The sequence below is a fragment of the Streptomyces sp. NBC_00038 genome (genome assembly GCF_026343635.1).
In the GTDB taxonomy this organism is placed as follows: Bacteria; Actinomycetota; Actinomycetes; order Streptomycetales; family Streptomycetaceae; genus Streptomyces.
Genome location: NZ_JAPELQ010000001.1, coordinates 8,511,904 through 8,537,526, shown reverse-complemented (window position 1 = coordinate 8,537,526; position 25,623 = coordinate 8,511,904). Strand labels below are relative to the sequence as shown.

Below are 25,623 nucleotides of genomic sequence, written 5' to 3'. Positions count from 1 at the left end.
TGCCGCAGCTAGACCTGGACGACCCGCTCGGCGATCCCCTGCTTGATCGTGACCGCAACGGTCAGGTTGCCGTCCTTCGCGACCGCGTCCAGTTCGTCGGCGGTGCAGGTCTCCGCCGCCTGGGTCTCGGGATCACCGCAGATGTCACCGCCCTGGATCTCCGTGTCCTCCGCGACCCAGAAGGGACGGCCGTCGACCTCCAACTTGCCCGGCGCCAGGTACGTCAACGTACCGGTGACCGTACCGTCCGCACGGTTGTCCGCACTCGCGTCCCCGGTGTCGTCCTGTTCGGTCGGCTCCGCCGAGGCGTCGGCGCCCTCACCCGACCCGCCGGTGATTTTGGTCGCTATGCCGTTCGCGATCACTACCTCGGCCGTGACCCTCCCGGTCTTGGCCGCCGCCTCCGCCTCGTCGGCGGTGCAGCTCTCCGCCGCCTGGGTCTCGGGATCACCGCAGATCTCGCCGCCCTGGATCTCCGTGTCCTCCGCGACCCAGAAGGGACGACCGTCGACCTCCAACTTGCCCGGCGCCAGATAGGTCAGCGTGCCGGTGATTGTACCGTCCGCACGGTTGTCCGCACTGGCATCCGTGGCGTCGGCTGCGCTGGAAGGGGTGCTCGCACCGGATTCGGTCCCTGAAGCGGTTGCGGAACCGTCGGGGCCGCACGCGGTGAGGAGCAGACCGGTCGCGGCCAGGAAAGCGACGGCGGCGAGCGTACGGGAGCGGGTGCGGCTGAGCGACATGTCAGGGTGCCCTTTCGGCGGCGTTTTCCTCGTTGATCTCAACCCGTCAAACGCCATACACAGCAAGCCGGTTCATCGGCGCTCTCCCCTGTTGCACAGCCAGGATGAACCGCCGGTATCTGTTACAGGGACCCGTTCCACTGTGACCATCCAGATGCACCCGGCAGCACGAACGGCTGGAAGCGAGGGCAGCCCGATATCCCTAGAAGAGCGCCGCCCCGCTCTCGAAGTCCAGCAGCCGCTTCTTGCGGTCTAGGCCGCCGCCGTACCCCGTGAGGCTGCCGTTCGCGCCGACGACGCGGTGGCAGGGCACGATGATGCCGATCGGGTTCTTGCCGTTGGCGAGGCCCACCGCGCGGGAGGCGCCCAAGTTGCCGAGGGTTTCGGCGAGTTCACCGTACGAGCGGGTCTCGCCGTAGGGGATCTGCCCGAGCTGCTCCCAGACGTCGCGCTGGAAGGGGGTGCCGTCGAGGCGCAGGGGCAGGTCGAACTCCTTCAAGTCGCCCTCGAAGTAGGCCGCGAGCTGGCCCGTCACTTCGTCGAAGAGTGTGTCGTCCTCGCGTGCGCCGAAGTTCTCCTCCGGCGGGCGATGGCGCTGTCCGACCATGTAGAGGCCGCAGAGGTCGCCGCCGTCGGCTACGAGGGTGAGCGGCCCGTACGGACTGTCGATCACGGTGTGGTGCTTCATGGAACGTCCTTATACGGGAAGGAAGTTGATCGGGTGGCTGTCCGTCGCCCACAGGTACTGGACCGCGTACGCCCGCCAGGGACGCCACGCCGCCGCGCGTGCCGTGAGCGCGGCCGGGGTGGACGGCAGGCCCAACTCCTGTGCGGCGCGCCGGATTCCGAGGTCGGTGGGGAGGAAGGCGTCGGGGTCGCCGAGGGCGCGCATGGCGATGACGTCGACCGTCCAGGGGCCGAAGCCCGGCAGGGTGAGGAGCCGGGAGCGGGCCTCCTCCCAGTCGCTCTCGACGCCCAAGTGGAGGGTGTCGTCGGCGAGTTGACGTACGAGGGTGGTGAAAGTGGTGCGGCGGGTGCGTGGCATCGCGAGGGACTCGGGGTCCAGCGCGGCGAGCGACTCGGGGGACGGGAAGAGGTGGGTGAGGCCGCCCTCGGGGTCGTCGACGGGTTCGCCGTGCGCGGTGACCAGGCGGGCCGCGTGGGTGCGGGCGGCGGCCGTGGAGACCTGCTGGCCCAGCACGGCCCGTACGGCGAACTCGGCCTCGTCGACCGTACGCGGCACCCGGCGGCCGGGCGCCTTGTCGACGAGCGGCGCGAGCAGCGGGTCGGTGCGCAGCTGGTCGTCGACCGCGACCGGGTCGGCGTCCAGGTCGAGCATGCGGCGGCAGCGGCTGATGGCGACGGGCAGGTCGCGCAGGTCGCTGAGGGTGAGACGGCAGGCGATGTGGTCGCGGTTGGGCGTGAGGCCGACGATGCCGTGGCCGTACGGCAGGCGCAGGGTGCGCCGGTACGCCCCGTCGCGCCATTCCTCGACGCCCGGCACGGCGGTCGCCGCGAGGTGGCCGAAGAGGTTGTCGGGGTTGAGCGGGGCGCGGAAGGGGAGACGGAGGCTCAGCACTCCCGGCGCGGCGGCCCCCCGCGTGGCGGCTCCCGTCCTCGTCCTGGGCAGCCGGGCGCGCAGCTCGCTCGGCGACAGTGCGAAAACCTCGCGGACCGTGTCGTTGAAGGTGCGGATCGAGGAGAATCCGGCCGCGAAGGCGATCTCCGCCATCGGGAGCGGGGTGGTCTCGATGAGCAGCCTTGCGGTCTGGGCGCGTTGGGCGCGGGCCAGGGCGAGCGGTCCCGCGCCCAGCTCGGCCAGGAGCTGCCGCTCGATCTGGCGGGTGCTGTAGCCGAGCCTGGTGGCGAGGCCCGGTACGCCCTCGCGGTCCACGATTCCGTCGCCGATCAGGCGCATGGCGCGGGCGACGAGGTCGGCGCGCTGGTTCCACTGGGGCGAGCCGGGGCTGGTGTCGGGGCGGCACCGCTTGCAGGCCCGGAACCCGGCCAGCTGGCAGGCCGCGGCGCTCGGGTAGAACGTCATGTTCTCCGGCTTCGGCGGCACCACCGGGCAGCTGGGCCGGCAGTAGATCCGCGTGGTCAGGACCGCCGTGAAGAACCAGCCGTCGAAGCGCGCGTCCTTCGACTGGACCGCGCGCACGCAGCGCTCCGTGTCGGTGTGCATCCCGTTCTGCATGCCTCAAGCATCGACCACGCGCGAGGCCGTAGCTGGCGAGAATCCGACATCAGCCTTGCGTGCCCTGGGACCGGCCGTCAGTCCTGCCTGCCTTGCCCCGGCCGGAACTCCACGCGGAGTCCCGCAGCAGCCGCAGCCCGTTCAGACCGACCAGGACGGTGGAACCCTCGTGCCCCGCCACGCCGAGCGGCAGCGGGAGGTGGCCGATGAGGTCCCACAGCACGAGGACCGTGATGAACGTACCCGCGACGACGAGGTTCTGGGTGACCAGGCGGCGGGCCGTGCGGGAGAGTCGTACGACCGCGGGGATGGCGGCGAGCTCGTCTCGGACGACGACGGCGTCCGCCGTCTCCAGCGCGAGGTCGGAACCGGCGCGGCCCATGGCGATCCCGGAGTGGGCGGCGGCCAGGGCGGGCGCGTCGTTGACGCCGTCGCCGACGAACAGCACCTTGCGGTCGGCCAGTTGGAGTACGGCCGCGACCTTGTCCTCGGGCAGTAGACGCGCGCGTACGTCCGTGATGCCGGTGGCGGTGGCCACCTGGGCGGCGGCGCGCGGGTTGTCGCCGGTGAGCAGCACGGGTGAGGTGCCCGTGAGGGCCCTGAGCGCGGCGACGGTCCCGGCGGCGTCGGGGCGGAGGCGGTCGGCGAGGGAGAGGGTGCCGACGCGGGCGCCGTCGCGTTCCACCAGGACGAGCGTGTGGTCTGCGTCCTCGTCGGTGTGTGCGTCGGGGCGTCCGACGGTGACGATGTGGCCGTCGACGGTGGCGGTGACACCATGGCCCGGCTTCGCCGTGAAGTCGCCGGCGGGCGCGAGGCGCAGCCCGCGGCCCCGGGCAGCGGCGACGATCGCGCGGGCGAGGGGGTGTTCGCTGGGGTGCTCGGCGGCGGCCGCCAGGGCCAGCAGGGCGTCCTCGTCGAGGCCCGACCCGGGCGCCGGACGTACGGCCGTCAATTCGGGAGCGCCCTCGGTCAGGGTGCCGGTCTTGTCGAGTGCGGCGGTGTCGATCTCGCCCAGGCGTTCCATGGCTACGGCCGACTTCACCAGGACACCGTGTCGACCGGCGGTGGCGATGGCGGAAAGCAGCGGAGGCATGGTGGCCAGGACGACCGCGCAGGGCGAGGCGACGATCATGAAGGTCATCGCCCGCAGCAGTGCGCCGGTGAGGTCCTCACCGAAAGCGAGGGGCACCGCGAAGACGGCGAGCGTGGCGGCCACCACGCCCACCGCGTACCGCTGTTCGACCTTCTCGATGAACAGCTGCGTGGGCGCCTTGGTGCGCGAGGCCTCCTCCACCAGGGTGACGATGCGGGCGATGACGGAGTCGGCGGGGTCGCGTTCGACGCGTACTCGCAGCACGCCGGTGCCGTTCAGGGTGCCCGCGAAGACCTCGTCGCCGGGGGCCTTCACGACCGGCAGCGGTTCGCCGGTGATCGTCGCCTGGTCGGCCTCGCTGATGCCTTCGACCACCCGCCCGTCGGCGCCGATCCGCTCGCCGGGACGGATCAACAGCACGTCGCCGAAGGCGAGTTGAGCGGTTGGGACCGACTCCTCACCGTCCGCGGTCACCCTCGTCGCGGTGGCGGGCGCCAGGCCGAGCAGGCCGCGGACGGAGTCGGCAGTACGGGCTGTGGCCAGCGCCTCCAGTGCGCCGGATGTGGCGAAGATGACGATCAGCAGGGCACCGTCCAGCACCTGTCCGATCGCGGCCGCGCCGAGCGCCGCGACGATCATCAGCAGGTCGACGTCCAAGGTCCTCTCGCGCAGCGCCCGCAGCCCTTCGAGGGCGGGCTCCCAGCCTCCGGCGGCGTACGCGATCACGTAGAGCGGGGCGTACGTCCACCCTGGCGCGCCGCCGAGGTGGAGAGGGAGCGCGAAGAGGAAGGCGACCGTGGCCACGAACGCCCAGCGGGCCTCCGGCAGCGCGAGGACGCGCGTGCGGCGCCGGGGAAGCGCCGGGACGGACGGGGCGGCAACGGAAGACGGGGCGAGAGTGGCAGGCACACGGCCACCATACAGGAACACATGAAGACTCATTCATATCTTCATGTACGGTGAGTAAGATACCGCCCATGGGTCATGGAGCCGTCACCACCGCACAGGACGCCACCCCGCGCGTACGTCTGGACGCGGCCAACGTCGCGAAGGTGGCCACCACACTCCAGGCGCTGTCCACCCCCTCGCGCCTGCTGATTCTGGCGCGACTGCGCGAAGGCCCCCTTCCGGCCACGGAGTTGGCCGCCGAGGTGGGCATGGAACAGTCCGCGTGCTCGCACCAGCTGCGGCTGCTGCGCAACCTGGGCCTGGTCGTGGGCGAGCGGAGCGGACGCTCGGTCGTGTACGCGCTGCATGACCACCATGTCGCCGAACTCCTCGACCAGGCGGTCTACCACGTGGAACATCTGCGGCTCGGTCTCAGTGACACGCCGGAATGAGGTGACGGAGGCGTCCTCACCGCACACGGGGGCGTCCTCGCCGCAGATGTGGCCGCTGTACGCCGCCGGGTTCACGACCGCGTTCGGGGCGCACGGCATCGCCGCGAACCTCGGCGGCCACTCCGAGGACGCGGTCACCTCGCTCCTCGTCCTGGGCGGACTGCTCGCCCTCTACGACGGCGCCGAGGTCCTGCTGAAGCCCGTGTTCGGCACGATCGCAGACCGGATCGGCGCCCGGCCCGTGCTGCTCGGCGGGCTCGTCGCCTTCGCCGCCGCGTCCGTTCTGTACGTCGTCGTCGACAGCCCCGGCTGGCTGTGGGCCGCCCGTCTCGGTCAGGGCGCGGCGGCCTCCGCGTTCTCGCCGGCGGCCTCCGCGCTGGTGGCGCGGCTCAATCCGTCGGCCAAGCACGGGCGGGCGTACGGGAGTTACGGCTTCTACAAGTCCCTCGGCTACACGCTCGGCCCGCTCCTGGGAGGCGTCCTGGTGTGGGCGGGCGGGCTGCGGCTGCTGTTCGTGGTGCTCGCGGCGCTGGGCGCGGCCGTCGCCGTATGGGCCGTGCTCGCGGTTCCGGACGTGCCGCCGCTGCCGCGCGCCCGGCAGACCGTGCTCGATCTCGCGCGCCGGCTGACCGACCCGGTCTTCCTCACCCCCACGGCGGCGCTCGCCGGAGCGACCGCCGCGCTCTCCGTCGGCGTGGGGTTCCTGCCCGTCTCCGGGGCGCTCGCCGGGCTCGGCACCGTGGCGACCGGCGCGGCGGTCTCGGTGCTCGCGGCCTGTGCGGCGGTCGTCCAGCCGCGCGCCGGGCGGGCCTTGGACGCCGGCCGGCTGACCACCCGTACGGGAATCGGCGCCGGGCTGCTGGTCACCGCCGCGGGGCTCGCCTGCGCGATGCTCCCCGGCCTTACGGGCGTCCTGCTCGCCGCCGCGCTCATCGGCGTCGGCACGGGTCTGATCACCCCGCTGGGCTTCGCCGCGCTGGCGGCCGGCACTCCTCAGGAACGGCTCGGCCAGACGATGGGCGCCGCCGAGTTGGGGCGCGAACTGGGCGACGCGGGCGGGCCGTTGCTGGTCGCGGGGGTCGCGACCGTGGCGACACTGACGTACGGGTACGGGGTGCTCGCCGTGCTGCTGGCGGTGGGGCCGGTGGTGGGGGTGCTGCTGGGGAGTCGCTCGGGTGGCGCCCGTCGGAGCCGTGTCTGAGGTGACGGGGCGGCCGCGGTGCTCGGGCCTCGGGCCAACTGGTTTTCGCCCCCTCCGCCCCTACCCGTCCCGTACCTGGGGGCTGCGCCCCCAGACCCCCGCTATCGGCCTGAAGGGCCTCGTCCTCAAACGCCGGACGGGCTAAATACGCCGACCAGGTCAGCGGGGCACCTCTTCGTTCACAGCACCCGTCGGCGTACCAGCACTCCCAGCGCCAGCAAGCCCGGCAGCAGTGGCAGCCACACGGTCAGGAGCCGGTAGCCGAGGACAACGGACGCCGCCGCGCCGGCCGGTGCTCCGGCGAGGGTGAGGGCCAGGGCGAGTGCGGCGTCCAGGGAACCGAGGCCGCCGGGGGTGGGTAGCAGGACGGCGGCGCTGCTCGCGGCGAGGTAGGCGAGGGCGACCTGGGCCGGGGGCAGTGGCAGGTCGATGGCCTGGGTCACCGCGATCACCACCGAGGTGTGCAGCGCCGCGAAGGCGAGCGAGCCGCCCCACAACGCGGCCGCCCGCGCGGGGAGTTCGTGCACGGCACGGACATCCGCGAGCACCGCCCGCAGGGCACGCCGCAGCGGCCCCTTCAGGAGCGCCACGGTGACGGCGGTCACCGCGACCGCCACCACCACGGCCGTCGAGGAGACATGCGGGACGTGGAGTACGCCGGGGCAGGCCAGCGCCAGTACGGCGATCAGGCAGCCTCGCACCACGGTCCCCGCGGTGGCCTTCACCGCGAGCGCGGTCGCCGACCGTGCGACCGGCAGCCCGCACCGGGTCAGGAAGCGCAGGTTGACCGCTCCCGCTCCGAGGCCCGCGGGCAGCAGGTGATTGGCCGCGGACGCCGCGAACTGCACCGCCACCAGCCGCCGCGCGGGCAACGACCGTGACACCGCACCCTGTTGGGCGAGCGCCGAACACGCCCAGGTCGCCGAGGTGGCGGCGGTCGCCACGAGCAGCCAGCCGCGGTCGGCGACGGCGAGCCTCGCGGCGCCGGCCTCGATCACCGGCCAGTGGCGTCGCGCGAGATACACGGCGCACACCATCACCAGGAGCGAGACCCCGGCCTGCCAGGGGACCCGCCTGCCGACGGCGGTCGAAGTCGGAGGGGCGGCCGGCGGAGCGGTCATGTCGACGGGCCTCCGGGCGCCTCGGCGGCGATCAACGTCCTGGCCATCGTCCACCCTTCACCCCGACAGGCCTGAGGGCCCACATGGCGGAATAACGGAAATCATGGACAAATTACCGTGCACCGCTCAGGGACGCAGGACGGGTGCGGCATCCGGAGGCTCCATCCCCACCCTGGCCGGTCCTGGCCGATCCGGTCAGGACCGGTCAGCCGACGTGCTCGGCGAACGCCTCGTACGCCCGCTCGTCGAAGAGGACGAACGTCACCTCTTCGACCGCCGTCTCCGCGTCCCGCACCGTCTCCACCGCGATCCGGGCGGCCTCCTCCATCGGCCATCTGAAGACGCCGGTGGAGATGGCCGGGAACGCGACGGTCCGTGCGCCCAGCTCGTCGGCAACCCGGAGGGACTCCCGGTAGCAGGAAGCGAGGAGCGAGGGATCGCTCCCCGGGCCCTGCCACACCGGGCCGACGGTGTGGATCACCCATCGCGCGTCCAGCTCACCGGCGGTGGTGGCGACCGCCCGTCCGGTGGCGAGGCCCTTTCCATAGCGGGAGGCGCGTAGCCGGCGGCACTCGGCGAGGATGGCGGGGCCGCCGCGGCGATGGATGGCTCCGTCCACGCCGCCCCCGCCGAGGAGCGAGGAGTTCGCCGCGTTGACGACGGCGTCGGCGCTCTGCCGGGTGATGTCGCCCTGGACCAGCGTGATCGTGGTCATGACTGCCGCAGCCTCCTCCATACCGCCTTCGCCGCGTTGTGCCCCGACATGCCGTGTACGCCGGGGCCCGGCGGGGTGGCCGAGGAACAGATGAAGACCGCCGGGTGCGGGGTGCTGTACGGGAAGAGGGAGAGCTTGGGGCGCAGGAGGAGCTGGAGGCCCGAGGCAGCGCCGGAGGCGATGTCTCCGCCCACGTAGTTGGCGTTGCGGGCGGCGAGTTCGGGCGGGCCCGCCGTCGCGCGGGCGAGGACGCGGTCGCGGAAGCCGGGCGCGAACCGCTCCAGCTGCCGCTCGATCGCGTCCGTGAGGTCCCCGGTCCAGCCGTTCGGGACATGCCCGTACGTCCAGAAGACCTGCTTGCCGTAGGGCGCCCGGGAGGGGTCGACGACACTGGGCTGGACGGTGATCAGGAACGGTACGTCGGGCGCCCGGCCCTCGCGCGAGGCCTCACGCAGCGCGGTGCCGATCTCCGCGCGGCTCGCCCCGACCTGCACGGTCCCCGCCGTACGCGCTTCCTTCGCCGTCCACGGCACGGGGCCGTCGAGCGCGTAGTCGACCTTGAAGACACTCGCCCCGTACCGGTACCGCTCGTAGTAGCGGCCGAAGCCCGCGATCCGGGACAGCGCAGTGGGCGAGGTGTCGAAGACGTACGCGCGCGCGGGCGGCAGATCGTCGAGGCGCTTGACCTCGTAGTCGGTGTGGACGCTGCCGCCGAGGTCCTTGAGATACGCGGTGAGCGCGTCGGAGATGGACTGGGAGCCGCCGCGCGCGACGGGCCAGCCCCGGGCGTGCGCGGCGAGGGCGAAGACCAGGCCCACCGCGCCGGTCGCGATCCCGTCGAGCGGGGCGATGACATGGGCGACGAGCCCGGCGAACAGCGCTTTGGCCCGCTCGTCGCGGAAGCGGCGCATCAGCCAGGTCGACGGCGGCAGTCCGGCGAGTCCGAAGCGGGCGAGGGTGACCGGGTCGCGGGGCAGCGCGGTCAGGGGCAGCGACATGAAGTCGTGGGCCAGGGTGTCCCACTTGGGCAGGAAGGGTGTGACCAGGCGGCGGTACGCGCCAGCGTCACGTGGCCCGAACGAGGCGGCCGTCTCCGCCACCGACCTCGAGAGCACCGCGGCCGTGCCGTCGGGGAACGGGTGCGCCATGGGCAGCTCCGCGTGCAGCCACTCCAGGCCGTAGCGCTCCAGGGGCATCGCCCTGAACGCGGGCGAGTTGACACCCAGCGGGTGCGCCGCCGAACAGGGGTCGTGCCGGAATCCGGGCAGCGTCAGCTCTTCGGTGCGGGCTCCGCCGCCCACGGTGTCCCGCGCCTCGAACACGGCCACGGAGAAGCCCCGGCGGGCCAGCTCCACGGCGGCCGTCAGTCCGTTCGGCCCAGCACCCACCACGACCACATCGAGCATCGACGGCACCTTCGGACTCCTTTGTCAGCCGATGGCCACTGGGTTCAGGATATGCCGGAGGACTGACAGGCTTGACGGCACGTGCGGTTGGGAGACAGCCGGCCCTGGGGCTCAGGCTCCGGCCCGCCGGCTTCCGGCCGATAGGCAGTCGGCCGATGGGCAGCCGGCCGATGGGCAGCCGGCCGATGGGCAGCCGGCCTCCGGGCTCGGACTCCGCCCTCCGACGGGGCAGCCGGTCCTCGGGCTCAGGCTCCGGCCGCCAGCAGCCCCATCACCCGGCGAGCAGTGGCCGCATCCCGGGCCGCCGTGAACGGCAGCGCGTTGCCCCCGGTGATACGGAACGGCTCGCCCGCGAGGGTCAGATGGGCGCCGCCCGCCTCCTCGACCAGCAGCAGACCCGCGGCGTGGTCCCACGCGGCCTCCCACGAGAAGGCGACCGCGTCCAACTCGCCGCGGGCGATGGCCAGATACTCCAGGCCGGCCGAACCACACGGCCGGGTGACGACACCGTCGACCCACAGGCCGACGAGCGCGCGCTTCTGCGCGTCCGTGGTGTAGTCCGGGTGCGAGGTGGCGACGTCCAGGTCGCGGCCGGGCACGGGCGATCCGGAGCGCAGGGGCGCACCGTCGAGTACGGCGCCCCGGCCGCGTATCGCGGTGGCGAACTCGTCGCGTGCGGGAGCGAACGTCCACGAGGCCTGGACGACCCCGTCCAGCGCGAGCGCGACGAGCGTGCAGAATCCGGAGTCGCCGTGGACGAACTGCCGTGTCCCGTCGACCGGGTCGACGATCCACACCGGGGCGGTGCCCTGTATCGCGTCGTACGTCGCCGGGTCGGCGTGCACCGCCTCCTCGCCGACCACGACCGAGCCGGGCAGCAGTGCGGTGAGGGCCTCGGTGAGGTACTGCTCGGCCTTGCGGTCGGCGTCCGTCACCAGGTCGTGCGGGCCGGTCTTCTGGTCGATCTCGTGCGCAGCGAGCTGCCGGAAGCGCGGCATGATCTCGGTGGCGGCCGCCTGCCGGACCGCTGCTTCGACGTCGGACGTGCGGTGGATAAGAAACTCGTCGATGGTTTCGATGTCTACGATCATGTCTCCATAACAGCACGTGGCACTGACAATCCTCACCGGGCTGGTGCACTCCGGGTGGAATCGCCGTGAATTCCCGGCCTGCCCGGCTACCCGGAGTGAGCGATGACACAGGAGGCCGGGATCAGCGCCCCACCGCGTACCCCTGCATCCCCCGTGGATTCGCCGCCGCCGACAGCACGCCCGTCTCCGGGTCCCGCGCCACCGCGCACAGCCGGCCCTCGGACCAGGCCTCGCCGACCAGGACGTCGTGGCCGCGGCGGCGCAGTTCCTCGACGACCCCCGCGTCCATGCGGGACTCGACGGTGACACTGCCGGGACTCATGCCGCGCGGGTAGAAGGAGCCGGGAAAACTGTCGTTGTGCCAGTTCGGGGCATCGATCGCGCCCTGGAGGTCGAGGCCGCCGCGCACCTCGGAGCCCAGTGCCACGGACAGGAAGAAGTGTGTCTGCCACTGGTCCTGCTGGTCGCCGCCGGGGGTGCCGAACGCCATGACGGGCACCCCGTCGCGCAGTGCGAGCGAGGGGGTCAGCGTGGTGCGGGGGCGGCGGCCCGGCGTCAGGGAATTGGGCAGCCCCTCCTCCAGCCAGGTCATCTGGAGCCGGGTGCCGAGCGGGAAGCCCAGCTCGGGGACGACCGGGTTGGACTGCAGCCAGCCGCCGCTGGGTGTGGCGGCGACCATGTTGCCCCAGCGGTCGACGACGTCGAGGTGGCAGGTGTCGCCCCGGGTGCCGCCGTCCGGTGTCACTTCGGGTTCCGCAGCCGCCCGGGCCACCGTGGGCTCGCCCGCGCCCGGAAGCCCGAGGGCGTCGAAACCGGACTCCCCGGAGGCCACGTCGCGCGCGTGCCCGCTCATCCGCGGGGTGCGCCCGCCAGGGCTGCCGGGGCGCAGCTCGTAGGACGCCTGGTCGCCGACGAGCGTGCGCCGGGCGGTGTTGTACGGCTCCGACAGCAGTTCGTCGAGCGGCACCTCGGCCGCGTCCCCGTACCAGGCCTCCCGGTCGGACATGGCGAGCTTGCAGCCCTCGATCAGCAGGTGGACGTACTCGGCGGAGCCGTACCGCGGCAGCTCCGGCGGCAGCAGGGCCAGCTGTTGCAGCAGGACCGGTCCCTGGCTCCAGGGGCCGGCCTTGCACAGGGTCCAGCCCCGCCAGTCGTACGTCGCCGGGGCCTCGTAGGCCGCGGACCAGGAGGCCAGGTCGGCGGCCGTCAGGGTGCCGGTGTGGCGCTCGCCGCTGGTGTCCATGGTGGGGAGCCGCGCCTGCCGTACGAGCGCCTCGGCGATGAATCCGGAACTCCATACGTGCCGGGCGGCCTCGATCTGCGCCACCCGGTCCGCCTCCTCGGAGACCTCTGCGAGCAGTCGCCGCCAGGTCGCGGCGAGAGCGGGATTGCGGAACAGCTCGCCGGGTCGCGGAGCCCTGCCGCCCGGCAGATACACCTCGGCCGAGGACGTCCATTCCGTCTCGAAGAGCTCGCGCACCGTCTCCACGGTCTCGCCGACACGCTCCACGGGCGGGTGCCCGTCCTCCGCGTACCCGATGGCGTACTTCAGGACGTCGGCGAGGGACTTCGTGCCGTGGTCGCGAAGGAGCAGCATCCAGGCGTCGAAGGCGCCGGGCACGGCGGCGGCGAGCGGCCCGGTACCGGGTACGAGATCCAGACCGAGTCCCCTGTAGTGGGCGATCGTCGCTCCGGCGGGCGCGACGCCCTGCCCGCACAGCACCCGCACCTCTCCGCCCGCGGGGGCGAGGATGATCGGGACCTCGCCCGCGGGTCCGTTGAGGTGCGGCTCGACGACGTGCAGGACGAAGCCGGCGGCGACCGCGGCGTCGAACGCGTTGCCGCCGTCCTCCAGGACCGCCATCGCCGACTGCGAGGAGAGCCAGTGCGTGGAGGACACCATGCCGAAGGTGCCCTGGAGCGTCGGTCGGGTCGTGAACATGCCGTGCCACCTCGCTGTGCGGAGCCATGCGGAGCCATGCGGAGCCATGCGGAGCCATGCGGAGCCATGCGGAGCTGTGCGGAGCCATGCGGAGCTGTGCGGAGCCATGCGGAGCTGTGCGGAGCGATCAACCTCGCGCCCGACTATCGCACTTGCGGTTCCCGGTGGAACAGGGCACGTCATGGCGGGTCGGCGCGCCCGCCCGGCCGGGCGCGACCGGAATCAATCACCCGAGGTCGGCGTTGGTTCTCGTGGACGGAACGGAGGCGGATCGGTGCACGGTGAGTACAAGGTCCCCGGCGGCAAGCTCGTCGTGGTGGATCTCGACGTCGAGGGCGGAGTCCTGCGCCACGCGCGCGTGGCGGGCGATTTCTTCCTCGAACCGGACGAGGCGCTGGACGCCGTCAACCACGCGCTGAACGGCGCCCCCGCGGACACCGACGCCGCGGGCCTGGCCGCCCGCGTCGACGCCGCGCTGCCCGAGGGCACGGTCATGTACGGCCTGACCTCGGAGGGCATCGCCGTCGCCGTACGCAGGGCGCTCGCGCACGCCACCGACTGGACCGACTACGACTGGCAGCTGATCCACGAGGGGCCGCAGTCCCCCGCGCTGCACATGGCCCTGGACGAGGTCCTGACCGCCGAGGTCGCGGCGGGGCACCGCCCGCCGACCCTGCGCGTCTGGGAGTGGGCCGGCCCTTCCGTGATCATCGGCAGCTTCCAGTCACTGCGCAACGAGGTCGACCCGGCCGGCGCGGAGCGGCACGGCATCGAGGTCGTGCGGCGGATCTCCGGCGGCGGCGCGATGTTCGTGGAACCGGGCAACACCATCACGTACTCGCTCTCCGTGCCCGAGGCCCTCGTCCAGGGACTGTCGTTCCAGGACAGCTACGCGTATCTCGACGACTGGGTTCTCGGCGCGCTCGGCGACATGGGGATCAAGGCCTGGTACCAGCCGCTGAACGACATCGCCACGGAGGCGGGGAAGGTCGCGGGCGCCGCCCAGAAGCGGATGGTCGGCCCAGGTGGCGGGCCGGGCGCCGTGCTCCACCACGTGACCATGGCGTACGACATCGACGCCGACAAGATGCTCGAAGTGCTGCGCATCGGCCGGGAGAAGCTGTCCGACAAGGGCACGAAGAGCGCGCAGAAGCGGGTGGATCCGCTGCGCCGGCAGACGGGGCTGGCGCGGGAGACGGTCATCGAGCGGATGATCGACTCGTTCCGCGGCCGGTACGGGCTGGCGGACGGCAAGGTGACACCCGAGGAGCTGGCGCGTGCGGAGGAGTTGGCGCGGACGAAGTTCGGCTCACCGGAGTGGACGAGCCGAGTGCCGTGACCGCGGGCCCGGGGTGCCCTAGGTCAAGGGGCGCCATCTAGGACGCAGGCGCCCACGGCGTTGTGCCGAGTATGTTCTCCGGGCCGATGTCGAGGGGCTCTTCTGGCTGTACGTTCACGAAGTCCCGCTTCTTGTCCGGCGCGACGCGGAGGTAGGCGCCGTCCTCGGCCGCCATCCGCCACAACAGCCCGGCCCTGGCGGTCTCGCCCGGTTTGAGGGTGAAGGCCTTGGGGGCGGAGTCGGGCGGTGCCACGGGCACCTCGTCCGTCCCCTCGGCCGTGCGCACGCCGGGAATCGGGGCGCCTGCCTCGTCCAGGACGCTGACGGAGGGATAGCCGTTCAACTCGTACGGCTGCTCGCCGCAGTTGGTCATCGAGAGCGTCATGGCCCGCAGACCCATGGCCCCATCGACGCGACCGGCCTCGAAACGCAGACCGGACGACGGGCAGCCGCTCACCGGTTGGACCGATACGGACGGTGAGGGCGAGGCGGACGCGGGCGGCGGCGGGGCGGCCCGGGTCTCCGAAGGCGTGGGCTTGCGCTCGGGGTTGGCCTCGCGGTCCAGCTCGGCGGAGAGCCCGCACCCGCTCGTGGCCAGTGCCAGCACGCCGACGAGAGCGGCGCCGCAGGACGATCTCAGACGTATCGCGATCACCCGCCGATCATCGCACGCGGTCGCCACGGCCCTCCCGGTCTCCGCCGTCCTCGCCGCATCCGTCACCGCTCGCTCCCCCGCGCCGCCACCAGGCCCGACTCGTAGGCGAACACGACCAGTTGGGCCCGATCGCGAGCACCCAGCTTCGTCATCGCGCGGCTGACGTGCGTCTTGGCCGTGAACGGGCTGATGACCATGTGCGCGGCGATCTCCTCGTTGGTGAGGCCGCGGGCGGCGAGGGCGGTGACCTCGCGTTCGCGTCGTGTGAGGCTCTCCAGGCCCGGAGCGGTGGCCCGGTCCGGGGGCCGGGCGACGAACTCGCCGATCAGGGTCCGTGTCACGGACGGGGACAGCAGCGCCTCGCCACGCGCGACGACCTCGATGGCCTGGAGCAGGTCGGCGGGCTCGGTGTCCTTGAGCAGGAAGCCGCTCGCGCCGGCCCGCAGCGCCTCGAAGACGTACGCGTCCAGGCCGTAGTTGGTGAGGATGATCACGCGTACGCCGGACAGCTCGGGGTCCGCGGCGATGCGGCGGGTCGCCTCGATGCCCGTCATCACCGGCATCTGCACATCGACCAGGGCGATGTCCGGGATCAGTGCGCGCACGAGCGCCACCCCCTGCTCGCCGTCGGCCGCCTCGCCGACCACCTCGATACCGTCCTCGGCCTCCAGCAGGGCCCGGAACCCGGCCCGCATCAGCGCCTGGTCGTCGACGAGCGCGATCCTGATCACACCGCCTGCCCCACGCCGTCCAGCGGCAGTTCGGCCCGCACGGAGAAGCCGCCCTCCGCGCGCGGAGCGGCGTGCAGAGTGCCGCCTAGGGCCGCGACGCGTTCACGCATGCCGGTGAGACCGATGCCCGGGGCGGGCGACCGGGAACGGTCGGCACTGCCGTCGTCATCGACACATATCGTCAACTCTCCGACCCTGTAGTCGAGTTGGACGACGACCTTGGCGGGGCCCGCATGGCGCGCCGCGTTCGTGAGGGCCTCCTGGACGATGCGGTAGGCCGCGCGATCCACTGTCGCCGTCAACGGGCGCTCGTCGCCGGTCACTCTCAGCTCGACGGCGAGGCCTGCCGCGCGGGCCCGCTCCACGAGCAGCGCCGGTGTGCCGGTCGGCTCGTCGGTGCGCAACACCTCCAGCGTGGCGCGCAGTTCACGCATCGCCTCGCCGCCGGCCTCCTGGATGGCGAGCAGCGCGGGCGGCACCTCCTCGCCGCGCTTACGGGCCAGGTGGACGGCAACGCCCGCCTGGAGCTTGACGATCGAGATGCTATGGGTGAGCGAGTCGTGCAACTCGCGGGCGATACGCAGGCGTTCCTCGCCCGCTCTGCGCAGGGCCGCCTCCTCGCGGGTGCGTTCCGCCTCCAGCGCGCGCTCTTCCGTCTGGCGCAGGTACGCCTGCCAGTTGCGGTCGGCGAGGCCGGTGACCAGGGCGCACAGAAACCAGCCCACGAGCAGCGCCGCGCGCTCGACGATCTCCCCCGTTGTAGGGCCCGTCGCGATGTACCCCGTCAGGAACACCGCGCTCGCGGCCGCGGCCAGGCCGCGGTGGCCCACGCGGGCGGCCGTGTGCACGGCGCCCAGCACCGGGAGCGCGGACAGTGCGCCGGGGTGGGCGTGCAGAACGTACGCGGTCGTGGCGGCCGTGCTGACCGCCAGCACCGCGCGCGGTGCGCTGCGGTAGGCCGCGAGGGCAAGGGAGCCGAGGGCGATCAGCGCGTAGTCGACGGGTGCCGTGCCGTCGTCGAACGCGGCCGCGGTCACGACGAGCGCGCCGACCACGACGGCGAGCGTCGCGTCGGCCAGGCGCCCGCGTGTGACCTGGTCCAACTCCATGCTCGGCACCCTAGACGGCGGCGCCGACAGCCGCGTCAGCCCTGTGGACGGCTCCCGGGCTACTCCCGGCGCAGTAGTCGACGCCGCGCAGGGGCTCCACGGCGCAGCGGGGATTGCCTTCGGGCGTACGACGCGGACAACTGCCTCCCGGGGCGAGGGTTGCGAACACCGAACACCGAACACCGCAGCACCACCGCACCGCCCGGAGCCCGAAGCACAGAACACGGAACTCGGCACCGCACCACACCACACCACAGCAACCAGGAGGCCCACATGCCCACCCCCTTCCGCTACACCAGCCCCCCGCCGCCCAAGTCCGCCACCGGCCGCACCGCCGAGGTGTACGCCCAACTCGCTGAGGACTTCGGCATCGAGCGGGCGACGACCTTCGTGGTGCTGTCCTCGGCGCCCGAAATCCTCACCCCGGCCTGGGCGTTGATGCGGGAGTCACTGATCGCGGGCGAGGGCAGCCGCACCGGCAAGGAGCTGGCGGCCTTCGGGGTGTCGGCCGCCAACCGGTGCCCCTTCTGCGTGGACGCGCACACGATGCTGCTGCACGCCACCGGGGACCACGCGCTCGCGGAGGCCCTGGCACGCGGCGAGACTCCCGCCGACGAGCGGCACGCGCGTGTGCTGGCCTGGGGCGAGGCGACCCGGACACCGGGCGCCGCGGAGCTGACGCCCCTCCCCTTCCCCCGCGCGCATGTCCCCGCCTATGTCGGTACCGCGCTGTCCTTCCACTTCATCAACCGGATCGTGTCGGCGCTGTTGACCGAGAACCTGCTGCCTGGCAACGCCCAGCGGTTCCGTGTGGTCCGGAGTCTGGTCGGCCGCTCGGTCGCCAGGACCGTACGCCGCACCGCCGCCCCCGGCGCGAGCCTGGCACTCCTCGACGACCACGACCACGGCCCCGGCCCGGACTGGGCACGGGGAAGCGCCGTCGGCCCGGCCTACGCCGCGCTGCGCACCGCCGCCGGCGCGGGCGCGGGACTCCTAGACGAGGCCGACCGGACCCTCGTACGGGAAACGCTCCAGGCCTGGAACGGCGCGCACCCGCCGCTCGCGTGGGACGAACTGCCCGGCCGTTCCCGCCCCGGGGCACGCCTCGCGCTCCTGGCCGCCCTCGCCCCGTACCGCATCACGGACGAAGACGTCACCGCCTGGCGCAAACCAGAACATTCCGACCACTGTCTCGTACATCTCGTCGCGTACGGCGCGTTCGCCGCCGTGGACCGGATCGAGAGCGCGCTTCCCTTCGCCAACTACGAGGCGACATCACCTTCTCGCACAGTCAGCGAACAGTGAGCCACTGTCACCACACAGGCACGGAGCGAGTTGGCACTTCCGCCCCACAGGGACTCGTGTGACACTGGCGTCCCGTCCGCAGTGCGGACCACCTCCGCACCGTCCCCCACGAGAAGTGCGCCGTGCGTTCTCTTCCTTTGCCGCTCGCCCTCACCGCGCGTCTGCTGCCGGTCGCCGTGCTCGCCTCGGCGGGCTGGGCGTTGACGTCCGGTCCGCTGGCCGCGACCCCGACCGCCGCCGAGGACAAATCGGCCCAAAAGCCTACGGATTCGACTTCTGCGCCCTCGACGTCCGCGGCCACCAAGACGTACGCCGCATCGCCCGCACCCTGCGACAGCGTGACCGAGAAGACGGTCAAGTCGCTGGTCCCGGGCGCCAAGACGGCCGGTCAGGAGATCGCGTCGACCGACAAGTCCGTGCGCCGCACCTGCTCCTGGAACGCACTGAAGGGGTTCGACTACCGCTGGCTCGACGTCTCGTTCGAGATCAAGGAGTCGGACGCGGCGGCGGAGACGTCCTACAAGGAGCGTGTCGCGGACAAGAGCGGTGGCGGAGCGGTCCCCGGCGTCGGCGACACCGGCTACTCCGTCGTGAACCTCACCACCGAGGACAAGCAGCAGACGCGCGAGGGAGTGGTGATCGTCCGCGCGTCCAACGCGCTGGTCGTCATCACGTACAACGGCAGCGACTTCGAGTCGAAGAAGGCACCCAGCGCGGACGTGATCAACAAGGGCGCCATCAGTGCCGCCAAGGACGCGGTGGCCGCACTGGAGAAGACACAGCAGAGCTGACCGCCATCAAACGGTCAGCTCCGCCCAAGTGCTCCTAAATCAGACAGCGATCTTCCCCCGCCCACGCGACAGCATCAGCGCGAGGTAGAGGACCATCGACGTCCCGAGCCCGACCGCCCAGCCGTAGTCGGCCAGCGCGTCCAGCGCCGGAATGGGCCGTCCGTCGATCAGCGGATGGAAGTCGGCACCGCCGATCGCCAGGACGCCGCCGACCACGAAGGCCACGACCGCACGCCAGTTCCAGCCGCCGTCGTACCAGTAGCGGCCGCCCGTGCTGTACAGGTCGGCGAGGTCGAGCTTGGTGCGGCGCAGGATCCAGTAGTCGGCGATGAGGATGCCCGCGACCGTGCCGAGCAGACCGCCCACCAGGCCGAGCCAGGTGAAGATGTAGCCCTGCGGGTCGGAGTACAGCTTCCACGGGAAGATCAGTACGCCGAGGACGCAGGTGGTGAGGGCGCCGGCGCGGAAACTGATCTTCCTGGGCGCGATGTTGGAGAAGTCGAAGGCCGGCGAGACCAGGTTGGCCGCGACGTTCACGGACAGGGTCGCGACCAGCACGGTGACCAGCGCGAAGATGATGCCGAAGACATTGTCGGTCTTGGCGGCCAGCTGGACCGGGTCCCAGATCGCCTCGCCGTACACCGCCTGCGAGCCGGAGGTGACCATGACGGACAGGAAGGCGAAGAGCGTCATGGTCGTGGGCAGGCCGAGCGCCTGGCCCCACGTCTGGGCCTTCTGGCTCTTGCCGTACCGGGTGAAGTCCGGGATGTTCAGCGACAGCGTGGACCAGAAGCCGATCATGCCCATGAGGGCGGGAGCGAACAGCGTCCAGAAGTCCGCGCCCCAGCCGAGCTTGGACGGCTGGTCGAGCAGCGGGCCGAAGCCGCCCGCCTTGTCGCTCATCCACCACAGCATCACGCCGGCGCCGACGAGCACGAAGGGCGCCGCCCAGTTCTCGAAGCGGCGGATCGTCTCCATGCCCCGGTAGATGATGGCGACCTGGAGCACCCAGAAGATCGCGAAGGACAGCCACATGGTCCAGGCGTAGCCGCCGATGTGGCCGGCGTTGGCCCAGCTGTCCCCGAAGAGCTTCCCGGCGAGGAAGAAGATCGCCTCACCGCCGATCCAGGTCTGGATGCCGAACCAGCCGCAGGCCACCAACGCCCGTACGACAGCGGGCAGGTTGGCGCCGCGGACACCGAACGAGGCACGGGCGAAGACCGGGAAGGGTATGCCGTACTTGGGTCCCGCATGCCCGGTGAGCAGCATCGGGACGAGCACGATCAGGTTGGCCAGCGCGATGGTGAAGACGGCCTGCTTCCAGTCCATGCCGACGGCTATCAGGCCGGAAGCCAGGGTCCAGGAAGCGGTGTTGTGGGCCATGCCGACCCAGAGCGCCGAGAAGTTGTACGTGGTCCAGGTGCGCTTCTCGACCGGGACCGGCAGCAGGTCCTTGTTGGCGTAGGGGCCGCTCGGCACGGGAGCGAGGGGGGCTATCTCCACCCGGCCGTCAGGGAGCGTGACTTGAGCGGCGGGCGGCGAACTTTCGGTGGGGACGGTCTCGGTCATGGGCAGGCCAATCGAGTGAGGAGTGGCGGGAAAGGCCGTGCGGGGCATCTTGGGGGGGTGCGCGGGGAGCGCCCTGATCCCCTTCCCGGGACGGCGGGAAGGGGAGAACGGGGGAACAGCGAGGGCCTCAACGGCCCATCTTCTAGAGTCCGTTGACGGCCGGGATGACCTTCGTCCCGTACGCGTCGATGGTGGCCTCCTGCGCGTCGTGCATGTCGTACACCGCGAACTGGTCGACGCCCAGCTCGCGCAGCGCGTTCAGCTTCTCGATGTGCCGCTCGGCCGTGCCGATCAGGCAGAACCGGTCGACGATCTCGTCGGGCACGAACTTGGTGTCGGGGTTGTCGCTGCGGCCGTGGTGCGAGTAGTCGTAGCCCTCACGGGCCTTGATGTACTCGGTGAGCTCGTCCGGCACGGCGGCGGAGTGCTCGCCGTACTTGGAGACGAGGTCGGCGACGTGGTTGCCGACCATGCCGCCGAACCAGCGGCACTGCTCGCGTGCGTGGGCGAGTGCCTCGGGCGAGTCGTCCGCGGTGATGTACGCGGGCGCCGCCACGCAGATCTTGGCCTCGGACGGGTCACGCCCGACGGCCACAGCCGCGTCCTTCACGGCCTTGACCATGTACTCGGTGAGGTACAGATCGGCGAGCTGGAGGATGAACCCGTCGGCCTCCTCGCCGGTCATCTTCAGGGCCTTGGGGCCGTACGCGGCCATCCAGACCGGGAGTTCGGCGCCCGGCTTGACCCAGGGGAACTTGATGACGGTGCCGCCGAGGTCGGCCTCGTCGCCGCGCCCGAGGGCACGGATGACCTTCATGGCGCCGCTGATGCGGGCCAGGGTGTTGGGCTTGCGTCCGGCGACGCGCATCGCCGAGTCGCCGCGGCCGATGCCGCACACCGTGCGGTTGCCGTACATGTCGTTGAGCGTCGCGAAGGTGGAGGCGGTGACCTCCCAGGTGCGGGTGCCCGGGTTGGTGACCATCGGGCCGACCGTCAACTTCTCGGTGTTCGCGAGGATCTGACTGTAGATCACGAAGGGTTCCTGCCACAGCACGGCGGAGTCGAAGGTCCAGCCGTACGTGAAGCCGTTGCCCTCGGCCCGCTTCATCAGGTCGATGACGCGGGAGGCAGGTGGGTCTGTCTGCAGGACGAGTCCGAAGTCCATGGCGCCGCTCCTGGTCGCTCAGAGAAGGTACTGACAGGTGGAGCGGGGGGTGTAGACGCCGTGACCCGCGCGTCCGGTGAACTCCCGCTCGGTGATGACGAGTTCGCCCCGCGAGAGCACGGTCTCGACCCGGCCGGTGATGCGCTTGCCCTCGTACGCCGAGTAGTCGACGTTCATGTGGTGCGTCTCCACCGACAGGACCTGCTCGGCGTGCGGGTCGTAGATGACTACGTCGGCGTCGGCGCCCGGCGCGATGGTGCCCTTCTTCGGGTACAGGCCGAACATCCGGGCCGGGGTCGCGCAGGCGATCTCGATCCAGCGGCGGCGCGTGATGTGCCCGTCGACGACGGCCTGGTGGAGCAGGTCCATCCGGTTCTCGACGCCCGGCAGCCCGTTGGGGATCTTCGAGAAGTCGCCGCGGCCCAGTTCCTTCTGGCCGACGAAGCAGAAGGGGCAGTGGTCGGTGGAGACCACCTGGAGGTCGTTCGTACGCAGTCCGCGCCACAGGGCTGCCTGGTGCTCCTTGGGCCTCAGCGGCGTGGAGCACACGTACTTCGAGCCCTCGAAGTCGGGCTCGGCCAGGTTGTCCGTCGACAGGAACAGGTACTGCGGGCAGGTCTCGCCGAAGACGTTCAGCCCCTGGTCACGCGCCCGTGCCAGCTCGGCGACCGCCTCCTGCGCCGAGACGTGCACGACGTACAGGGGCGCCCCGGCCACCTGGGCGAGCTTGATGGCTCGGTGGGTGGCCTCGGCCTCCAACAGCGCCTTGCGGACCTCCCCGTGGAAGCGGGGGTCCGTCTCACCACGGGACAGCGCCTGCTCCACGAGCACGTCGATCGCGATGCCGTTCTCGGCGTGCATCATGATCAGTCCGCCGTTCTCGGCGGAGCGCTGCATGGCGCGCAGGATCTGGCCGTCGTCGCTGTAGAAGACGCCGGGGTAGGCCATGAACTGCTTGAAGGAGGTGACGCCCTCCTCGACGAGCAGGTCCATCTCCTTGAGCGTCTCCTGGTTGACGTCGGAGACGATCATGTGGAAGGCGTAGTCGATGGCGCACTTGCCGTCGGCCTTGGCGTTCCAGGCGTCGAGGCCCTCGCGCAAGGAGTGGCCCACGCTCTGCACCGCGAAGTCGACGATGGTGGTGGTGCCGCCCCAGGCCGCGGCCCGGGTGCCCGTCTCGAAGGTGTCGGAGGCGAAGGTGCCGCCGAACGGCAGCTCCATGTGGGTGTGCGCGTCGACGCCGCCCGGGATGACGTACTTGCCGGTGGCGTCTATGGTCCGCTCGGCCGTCCACGCGTCGGCTGCCGGGGTGCCCGTCGCGGCGAGAGCTGCGATCCGGCCGTCCTCGATCAGGACGTCGGCATGGATCTCGTCGGACGCGGTGACGACCAGGCCACCTCGGATGACGGTACGGCTCATGCTCCCTCTCCTTCCGGTCGTGCGTGCACTGAGGGAATACCGAAGCTGTTAGAAACTGAGGTCAACACTGTTTCCTGGTAAGCAAATCGGTCCCGCGGGCCCGACCCCCCGTGAGCCGGGCCCGCGGAGTTCGACGGGGTTACGGAGCCGTCAGCGGCCCGTACGCCCCCGGAGCGCGGTCCCGGTAGAACTGCCACCGGTCGCGCACCTCGCGGAGCTTGGCGAGGTCCAGGTCGCGGACGACGAGTTCGGTCTCCTTGTCGCCGGCCACCTCGCCGACGAACTGGGCTTCCGGGTCCACGAAGTACGAGGTCCCGTAGAAGTCGTTGTCGCCGTACTCCTCGACGCCCACCCGGTTGATCGCGCCCACGAAGTATTCGTTGGCGACGGCCGCGGCCGGCTGCTCCAGCTGCCACAGGTAGCCGGAGAGACCGCGCGAGGTGGCCGAGGGGTTGAAGACGATCTCGGCACCCGCGAGACCCAGCGCACGCCAGCCCTCCGGGAAGTGCCGGTCGTAGCAGATGTAGACACCGATCTTCCCGACGGCGGTGTCGAACACGGGCCAGCCGGAGTTGCCCGGCCTGAAGTAGAACTTCTCCCAGAATCCCGGCACTTGGGGGATGTGGGTCTTGCGGTACTTGCCCAGGTACGAGCCGTCGGCGTCGATCACCGCCGCGGTGTTGTACAGGACACCGGGCTGCTCCTCCTCGTACATCGGCAGTACGAGGACGATGCCCAACTCCTTGGCCAGCGCCTGGAAGCGCTGGACGATCGGGCCTTCGGGGATCTGCTCGGCGTACTCGTAGAACGCCTTGTCCTGGACCTGGCAGAAGTACGGCCCGTAGAACAGCTCCTGGAAACACAGGACTTGGGCGCCCTGCGCGGCCGCGTCGCGGGCCGCCTGCTCGTGGACCTGGATCATCGATTCTTTGTCGCCGGTCCACGCGGTCTGGAAGACGGCGGCTCGGATCACTCTGCTCATCGGGACCTCCGGTCGCTCGGTGTGCGAGGAGCCTAAGAAGTCCTGAAGCCGGGTTTGAGTTGCACCGTGTCACGTCTACGGACGCCGGGCGTTCCACCGTGTCACTCTCGCCCGTACGCACGCGTTTCCCGCTCATTTCCACGGCGTTTCACCTCTGTTGGGCGTCGTGCGCGAGCAGCGCGATGTGTACGGACGCGGCCTGCTCGAAGTCGTCGAGGTCGACGCCGAGACGTGCCTCTATGGCCTCCAGACGGCGATACAGCGCGGGCCTGCTGACATGGTGGAGCTGCGCTGTGCGCGACTTGTTGCGGCCGGTCGCGAGATACGTCCGCAGCACGGGCAGCAGCTCCGACTCCGCGTCCGCGCCGCACAGCAGTCCGTCCAGCTCCCGCTCGGCGAAGGACTGCACATGCGGATCGTCCCGCAACAGCCTTACCAGGCCGCGCAGATGGACGTCCCGCAGGCGCACGAGCACCGGCTGGTCCTGGTCGAGGGGCGCGTCGGCGGCGGCCTCGGCGACATGCAGGGCCTCGCGCAGGCCCGCCGGGACGTCGTCCCACGCCGTACGGGGGGACGCGGCCGCCACGGTCGTACGGACGCCGGTCTCGTGCCGCAGCCGTACGGCGAAGTGCGCGGCCAGCGCCTCCGCGTCCTGGTCCCTGGCGAGGCTTAGCAGCACGGCGGTGACTCCGTCCGCGAGCTCGGCGACCAGCCCGGGAAGCCCCAACAGCCGCAGAACCCGGTCGAGTTGAGCCGGATCGCCGTCCCTCACCACCAACGGCACGAACGCACGCCGGTTGACGGGCAGCCCGGCCGCCCGCGCCCTCGGCAGGAGCTGCCGGGCCGGTACGACACCGCTCACCAGGTCGGTCAGCAGGCTCTGCGCGGACTGCTCCTCCCAGGTGTGCACGGAGCCGCCGAGCATCCGGTGCAGGACCAGGGCCTCGGCGGCGCGGTCGGCGAGCAGCCGCCCGGTGGCGGCGTCACCGCGGTACCCGCACAGCACGATGCGGCCCCAGCGCTCACCGCGCCCGCCCAGCTCGGCCCTGATCCACCCGTCGCCCTCGCTCCCGCCCGCCTGCCGGGAGATGCGCTCCCAGTCGCGCAGCACGTCGTCCACGGCGGACCGCTCCCCCGCCGTGGCGAGAACCCGGTGGGCGAGATTCGTGACGACGACGGGACAGGCGGCGTGCCCGGCGATCTCGTCGAGCATCCGTTGCAGCGGCGCACCCGAGGTGATGAGCCCGGTGAGCGCGGTCCGCACGGCCTCGGAGAGGCTCACCGCCGCGAACTTGCTTCTGACCAGGCGCGATTGGACCTCTTCCGTCAACTCCGCGAACGGAAAGGGCCGGTGGAGCACCACCATCGGAAGCCCGCACCGCTCGGCGGCCCGGCGCATCACGTCCGGCGGCGCGGGGAAGGCCCGGCCGAGTCCGAGGACGACGGCCGCGGCCTCCGCGCGGTGCAGCGAACGGATGTACTCGGCCTGCGCCTCCGGGTCGCCCGCGAGCAACACCCCGGTGGTGAGCACCATTTCGCCGCCCGTGAGCATCACGCCGACATCGGCGGCCTCGGCGACATGCACCCAGCGCACGGCCCGGTCGAGATGGCTCGCACCGGCCACCACCTCGGGCTCTCCGGCGAGCACCCGGTCCATGGCGAGGACCTGGCGTACCGACAGAGCGGGTTCCAAGGCGGTGGTCATGGCG

At 71.5% G+C, this 25,623-nt stretch carries 22 protein-coding genes; 5 read left to right on the top strand and 17 right to left on the bottom strand.

From position 1 onward, the window contains the following. Positions 1-8 precede the first annotated feature (8 nt). The 4 genes from OG219_RS38400 to OG219_RS38385 form a co-directional block, all read right to left on the bottom strand. Entirely contained in the window at positions 9-743 is a 735-nt protein-coding gene (locus tag OG219_RS38400) for a hypothetical protein (RefSeq protein ID WP_266834536.1), read from the bottom strand. A 202-nt stretch (positions 744-945) separates the two neighbouring features. Beyond that, the gene (locus tag OG219_RS38395) at positions 946-1,431 is read right to left on the bottom strand and encodes a methylated-DNA--[protein]-cysteine S-methyltransferase (RefSeq protein WP_266834534.1); all 486 of its coding nucleotides are present in this window, start codon (positions 1,429-1,431) and stop codon (positions 946-948) included. Positions 1,432-1,440: 9 nt separating this feature from the next. Beyond that, entirely contained in the window at positions 1,441-2,940 is a 1,500-nt protein-coding gene (locus OG219_RS38390) for an AlkA N-terminal domain-containing protein (protein WP_323183322.1), read from the bottom strand. Between the two features lie 49 nt (positions 2,941-2,989). Further along, positions 2,990-4,975 (bottom strand): heavy metal translocating P-type ATPase, encoded by a 1,986-nt coding sequence (locus tag OG219_RS38385; RefSeq protein ID WP_266834532.1) that lies wholly within the window; start codon positions 4,973-4,975, stop codon positions 2,990-2,992. A 35-nt stretch (positions 4,976-5,010) separates the two neighbouring features. Here OG219_RS38385 and OG219_RS38380 point away from each other — a divergent pair, with 35 nt between their 5' ends. Then, positions 5,011-5,373, top strand: coding sequence for a metalloregulator ArsR/SmtB family transcription factor (locus OG219_RS38380; protein WP_266834530.1), 363 nt, complete (start codon positions 5,011-5,013; stop codon positions 5,371-5,373). Positions 5,374-5,419: 46 nt separating this feature from the next. Next, positions 5,420-6,574 (top strand): MFS transporter, encoded by a 1,155-nt coding sequence (locus tag OG219_RS38375; protein ID WP_266836373.1) that lies wholly within the window; start codon positions 5,420-5,422, stop codon positions 6,572-6,574. A gap of 179 nt (positions 6,575-6,753) precedes the next feature. Here OG219_RS38375 and OG219_RS38370 read toward each other — a convergent pair whose 3' ends face one another. From OG219_RS38370 to OG219_RS38350, 5 genes are all read right to left on the bottom strand, one after another. Further along, on the bottom strand, positions 6,754-7,695 hold the full coding sequence (locus tag OG219_RS38370) for a lysylphosphatidylglycerol synthase domain-containing protein (protein ID WP_266834528.1): 942 nt from the start codon (positions 7,693-7,695) through the stop codon (positions 6,754-6,756). Positions 7,696-7,900: 205 nt separating this feature from the next. Beyond that, on the bottom strand, positions 7,901-8,410 hold the full coding sequence (locus OG219_RS38365; protein ID WP_266834526.1) for an O-acetyl-ADP-ribose deacetylase: 510 nt from the start codon (positions 8,408-8,410) through the stop codon (positions 7,901-7,903). Then, positions 8,407-9,816, bottom strand: coding sequence for an NAD(P)/FAD-dependent oxidoreductase (locus tag OG219_RS38360; protein ID WP_266836372.1), 1,410 nt, complete (start codon positions 9,814-9,816; stop codon positions 8,407-8,409). Before OG219_RS38360 ends, OG219_RS38365 begins: the two co-directional genes overlap by 4 nt. 245 nt (positions 9,817-10,061) lie before the next feature. Then, the gene (locus OG219_RS38355; RefSeq protein WP_266834524.1) at positions 10,062-10,907 is read right to left on the bottom strand and encodes an inositol monophosphatase family protein; all 846 of its coding nucleotides are present in this window, start codon (positions 10,905-10,907) and stop codon (positions 10,062-10,064) included. A gap of 121 nt (positions 10,908-11,028) precedes the next feature. Then, complete coding sequence (locus OG219_RS38350; protein ID WP_266834522.1) at positions 11,029-12,849, bottom strand: gamma-glutamyltransferase family protein; 1,821 nt, start codon at positions 12,847-12,849, stop codon at positions 11,029-11,031. A 274-nt stretch (positions 12,850-13,123) separates the two neighbouring features. Here OG219_RS38350 and OG219_RS38345 point away from each other — a divergent pair, with 274 nt between their 5' ends. Beyond that, on the top strand, positions 13,124-14,188 hold the full coding sequence (locus tag OG219_RS38345; RefSeq protein ID WP_266834520.1) for a biotin/lipoate A/B protein ligase family protein: 1,065 nt from the start codon (positions 13,124-13,126) through the stop codon (positions 14,186-14,188). A 37-nt stretch (positions 14,189-14,225) separates the two neighbouring features. On the opposite strand, the gene OG219_RS38340 is transcribed toward OG219_RS38345, so the two are convergent. The 3 genes from OG219_RS38340 to OG219_RS38330 form a co-directional block, all read right to left on the bottom strand. After that, positions 14,226-14,843 carry a DUF4232 domain-containing protein gene (locus OG219_RS38340; protein WP_266834518.1) on the bottom strand — a complete coding sequence of 206 codons (618 nt, stop codon included), beginning with the start codon at positions 14,841-14,843 and terminating at the stop codon, positions 14,226-14,228. A 62-nt stretch (positions 14,844-14,905) separates the two neighbouring features. Beyond that, complete coding sequence (locus OG219_RS38335; RefSeq protein ID WP_266834516.1) at positions 14,906-15,574, bottom strand: response regulator transcription factor; 669 nt, start codon at positions 15,572-15,574, stop codon at positions 14,906-14,908. Beyond that, positions 15,571-16,683 (bottom strand): sensor histidine kinase, encoded by a 1,113-nt coding sequence (locus OG219_RS38330; RefSeq protein WP_266834514.1) that lies wholly within the window; start codon positions 16,681-16,683, stop codon positions 15,571-15,573. Before OG219_RS38330 ends, OG219_RS38335 begins: the two co-directional genes overlap by 4 nt. Before the next feature lie 273 nt (positions 16,684-16,956). On the opposite strand from OG219_RS38330, the gene OG219_RS38325 reads away from it, so the two are divergent. Next, a complete protein-coding gene (locus tag OG219_RS38325; RefSeq protein ID WP_266834512.1) occupies positions 16,957-17,988 on the top strand; it encodes a carboxymuconolactone decarboxylase family protein in 1,032 nt (343 codons plus the stop codon). Positions 17,989-18,110: 122 nt separating this feature from the next. After that, positions 18,111-18,779, top strand: a complete 669-nt coding sequence (locus OG219_RS38320; protein ID WP_266834510.1) for a hypothetical protein — start codon at positions 18,111-18,113, stop codon at positions 18,777-18,779. A 39-nt stretch (positions 18,780-18,818) separates the two neighbouring features. Here OG219_RS38320 and OG219_RS38315 read toward each other — a convergent pair whose 3' ends face one another. The 5 genes from OG219_RS38315 to OG219_RS38295 form a co-directional block, all read right to left on the bottom strand. Continuing rightward, positions 18,819-20,348, bottom strand: coding sequence for an NCS1 family nucleobase:cation symporter-1 (locus tag OG219_RS38315; protein WP_266834508.1), 1,530 nt, complete (start codon positions 20,346-20,348; stop codon positions 18,819-18,821). A 142-nt stretch (positions 20,349-20,490) separates the two neighbouring features. Further along, positions 20,491-21,513: a TIGR03842 family LLM class F420-dependent oxidoreductase gene (locus OG219_RS38310; protein ID WP_266834506.1), complete on the bottom strand. Its 1,023-nt coding sequence runs from the start codon at positions 21,511-21,513 to the stop codon at positions 20,491-20,493. 18 nt (positions 21,514-21,531) lie between these two features. Beyond that, a complete protein-coding gene (gene hydA, locus OG219_RS38305) occupies positions 21,532-22,932 on the bottom strand; it encodes a dihydropyrimidinase (protein ID WP_266834504.1) in 1,401 nt (466 codons plus the stop codon). 139 nt (positions 22,933-23,071) lie between these two features. Next, positions 23,072-23,914 (bottom strand): nitrilase-related carbon-nitrogen hydrolase, encoded by an 843-nt coding sequence (locus OG219_RS38300; protein ID WP_266834502.1) that lies wholly within the window; start codon positions 23,912-23,914, stop codon positions 23,072-23,074. A gap of 148 nt (positions 23,915-24,062) precedes the next feature. Further along, entirely contained in the window at positions 24,063-25,619 is a 1,557-nt protein-coding gene (locus tag OG219_RS38295) for a PucR family transcriptional regulator ligand-binding domain-containing protein (protein WP_266834500.1), read from the bottom strand. Positions 25,620-25,623: the final 4 nt, after the last annotated feature.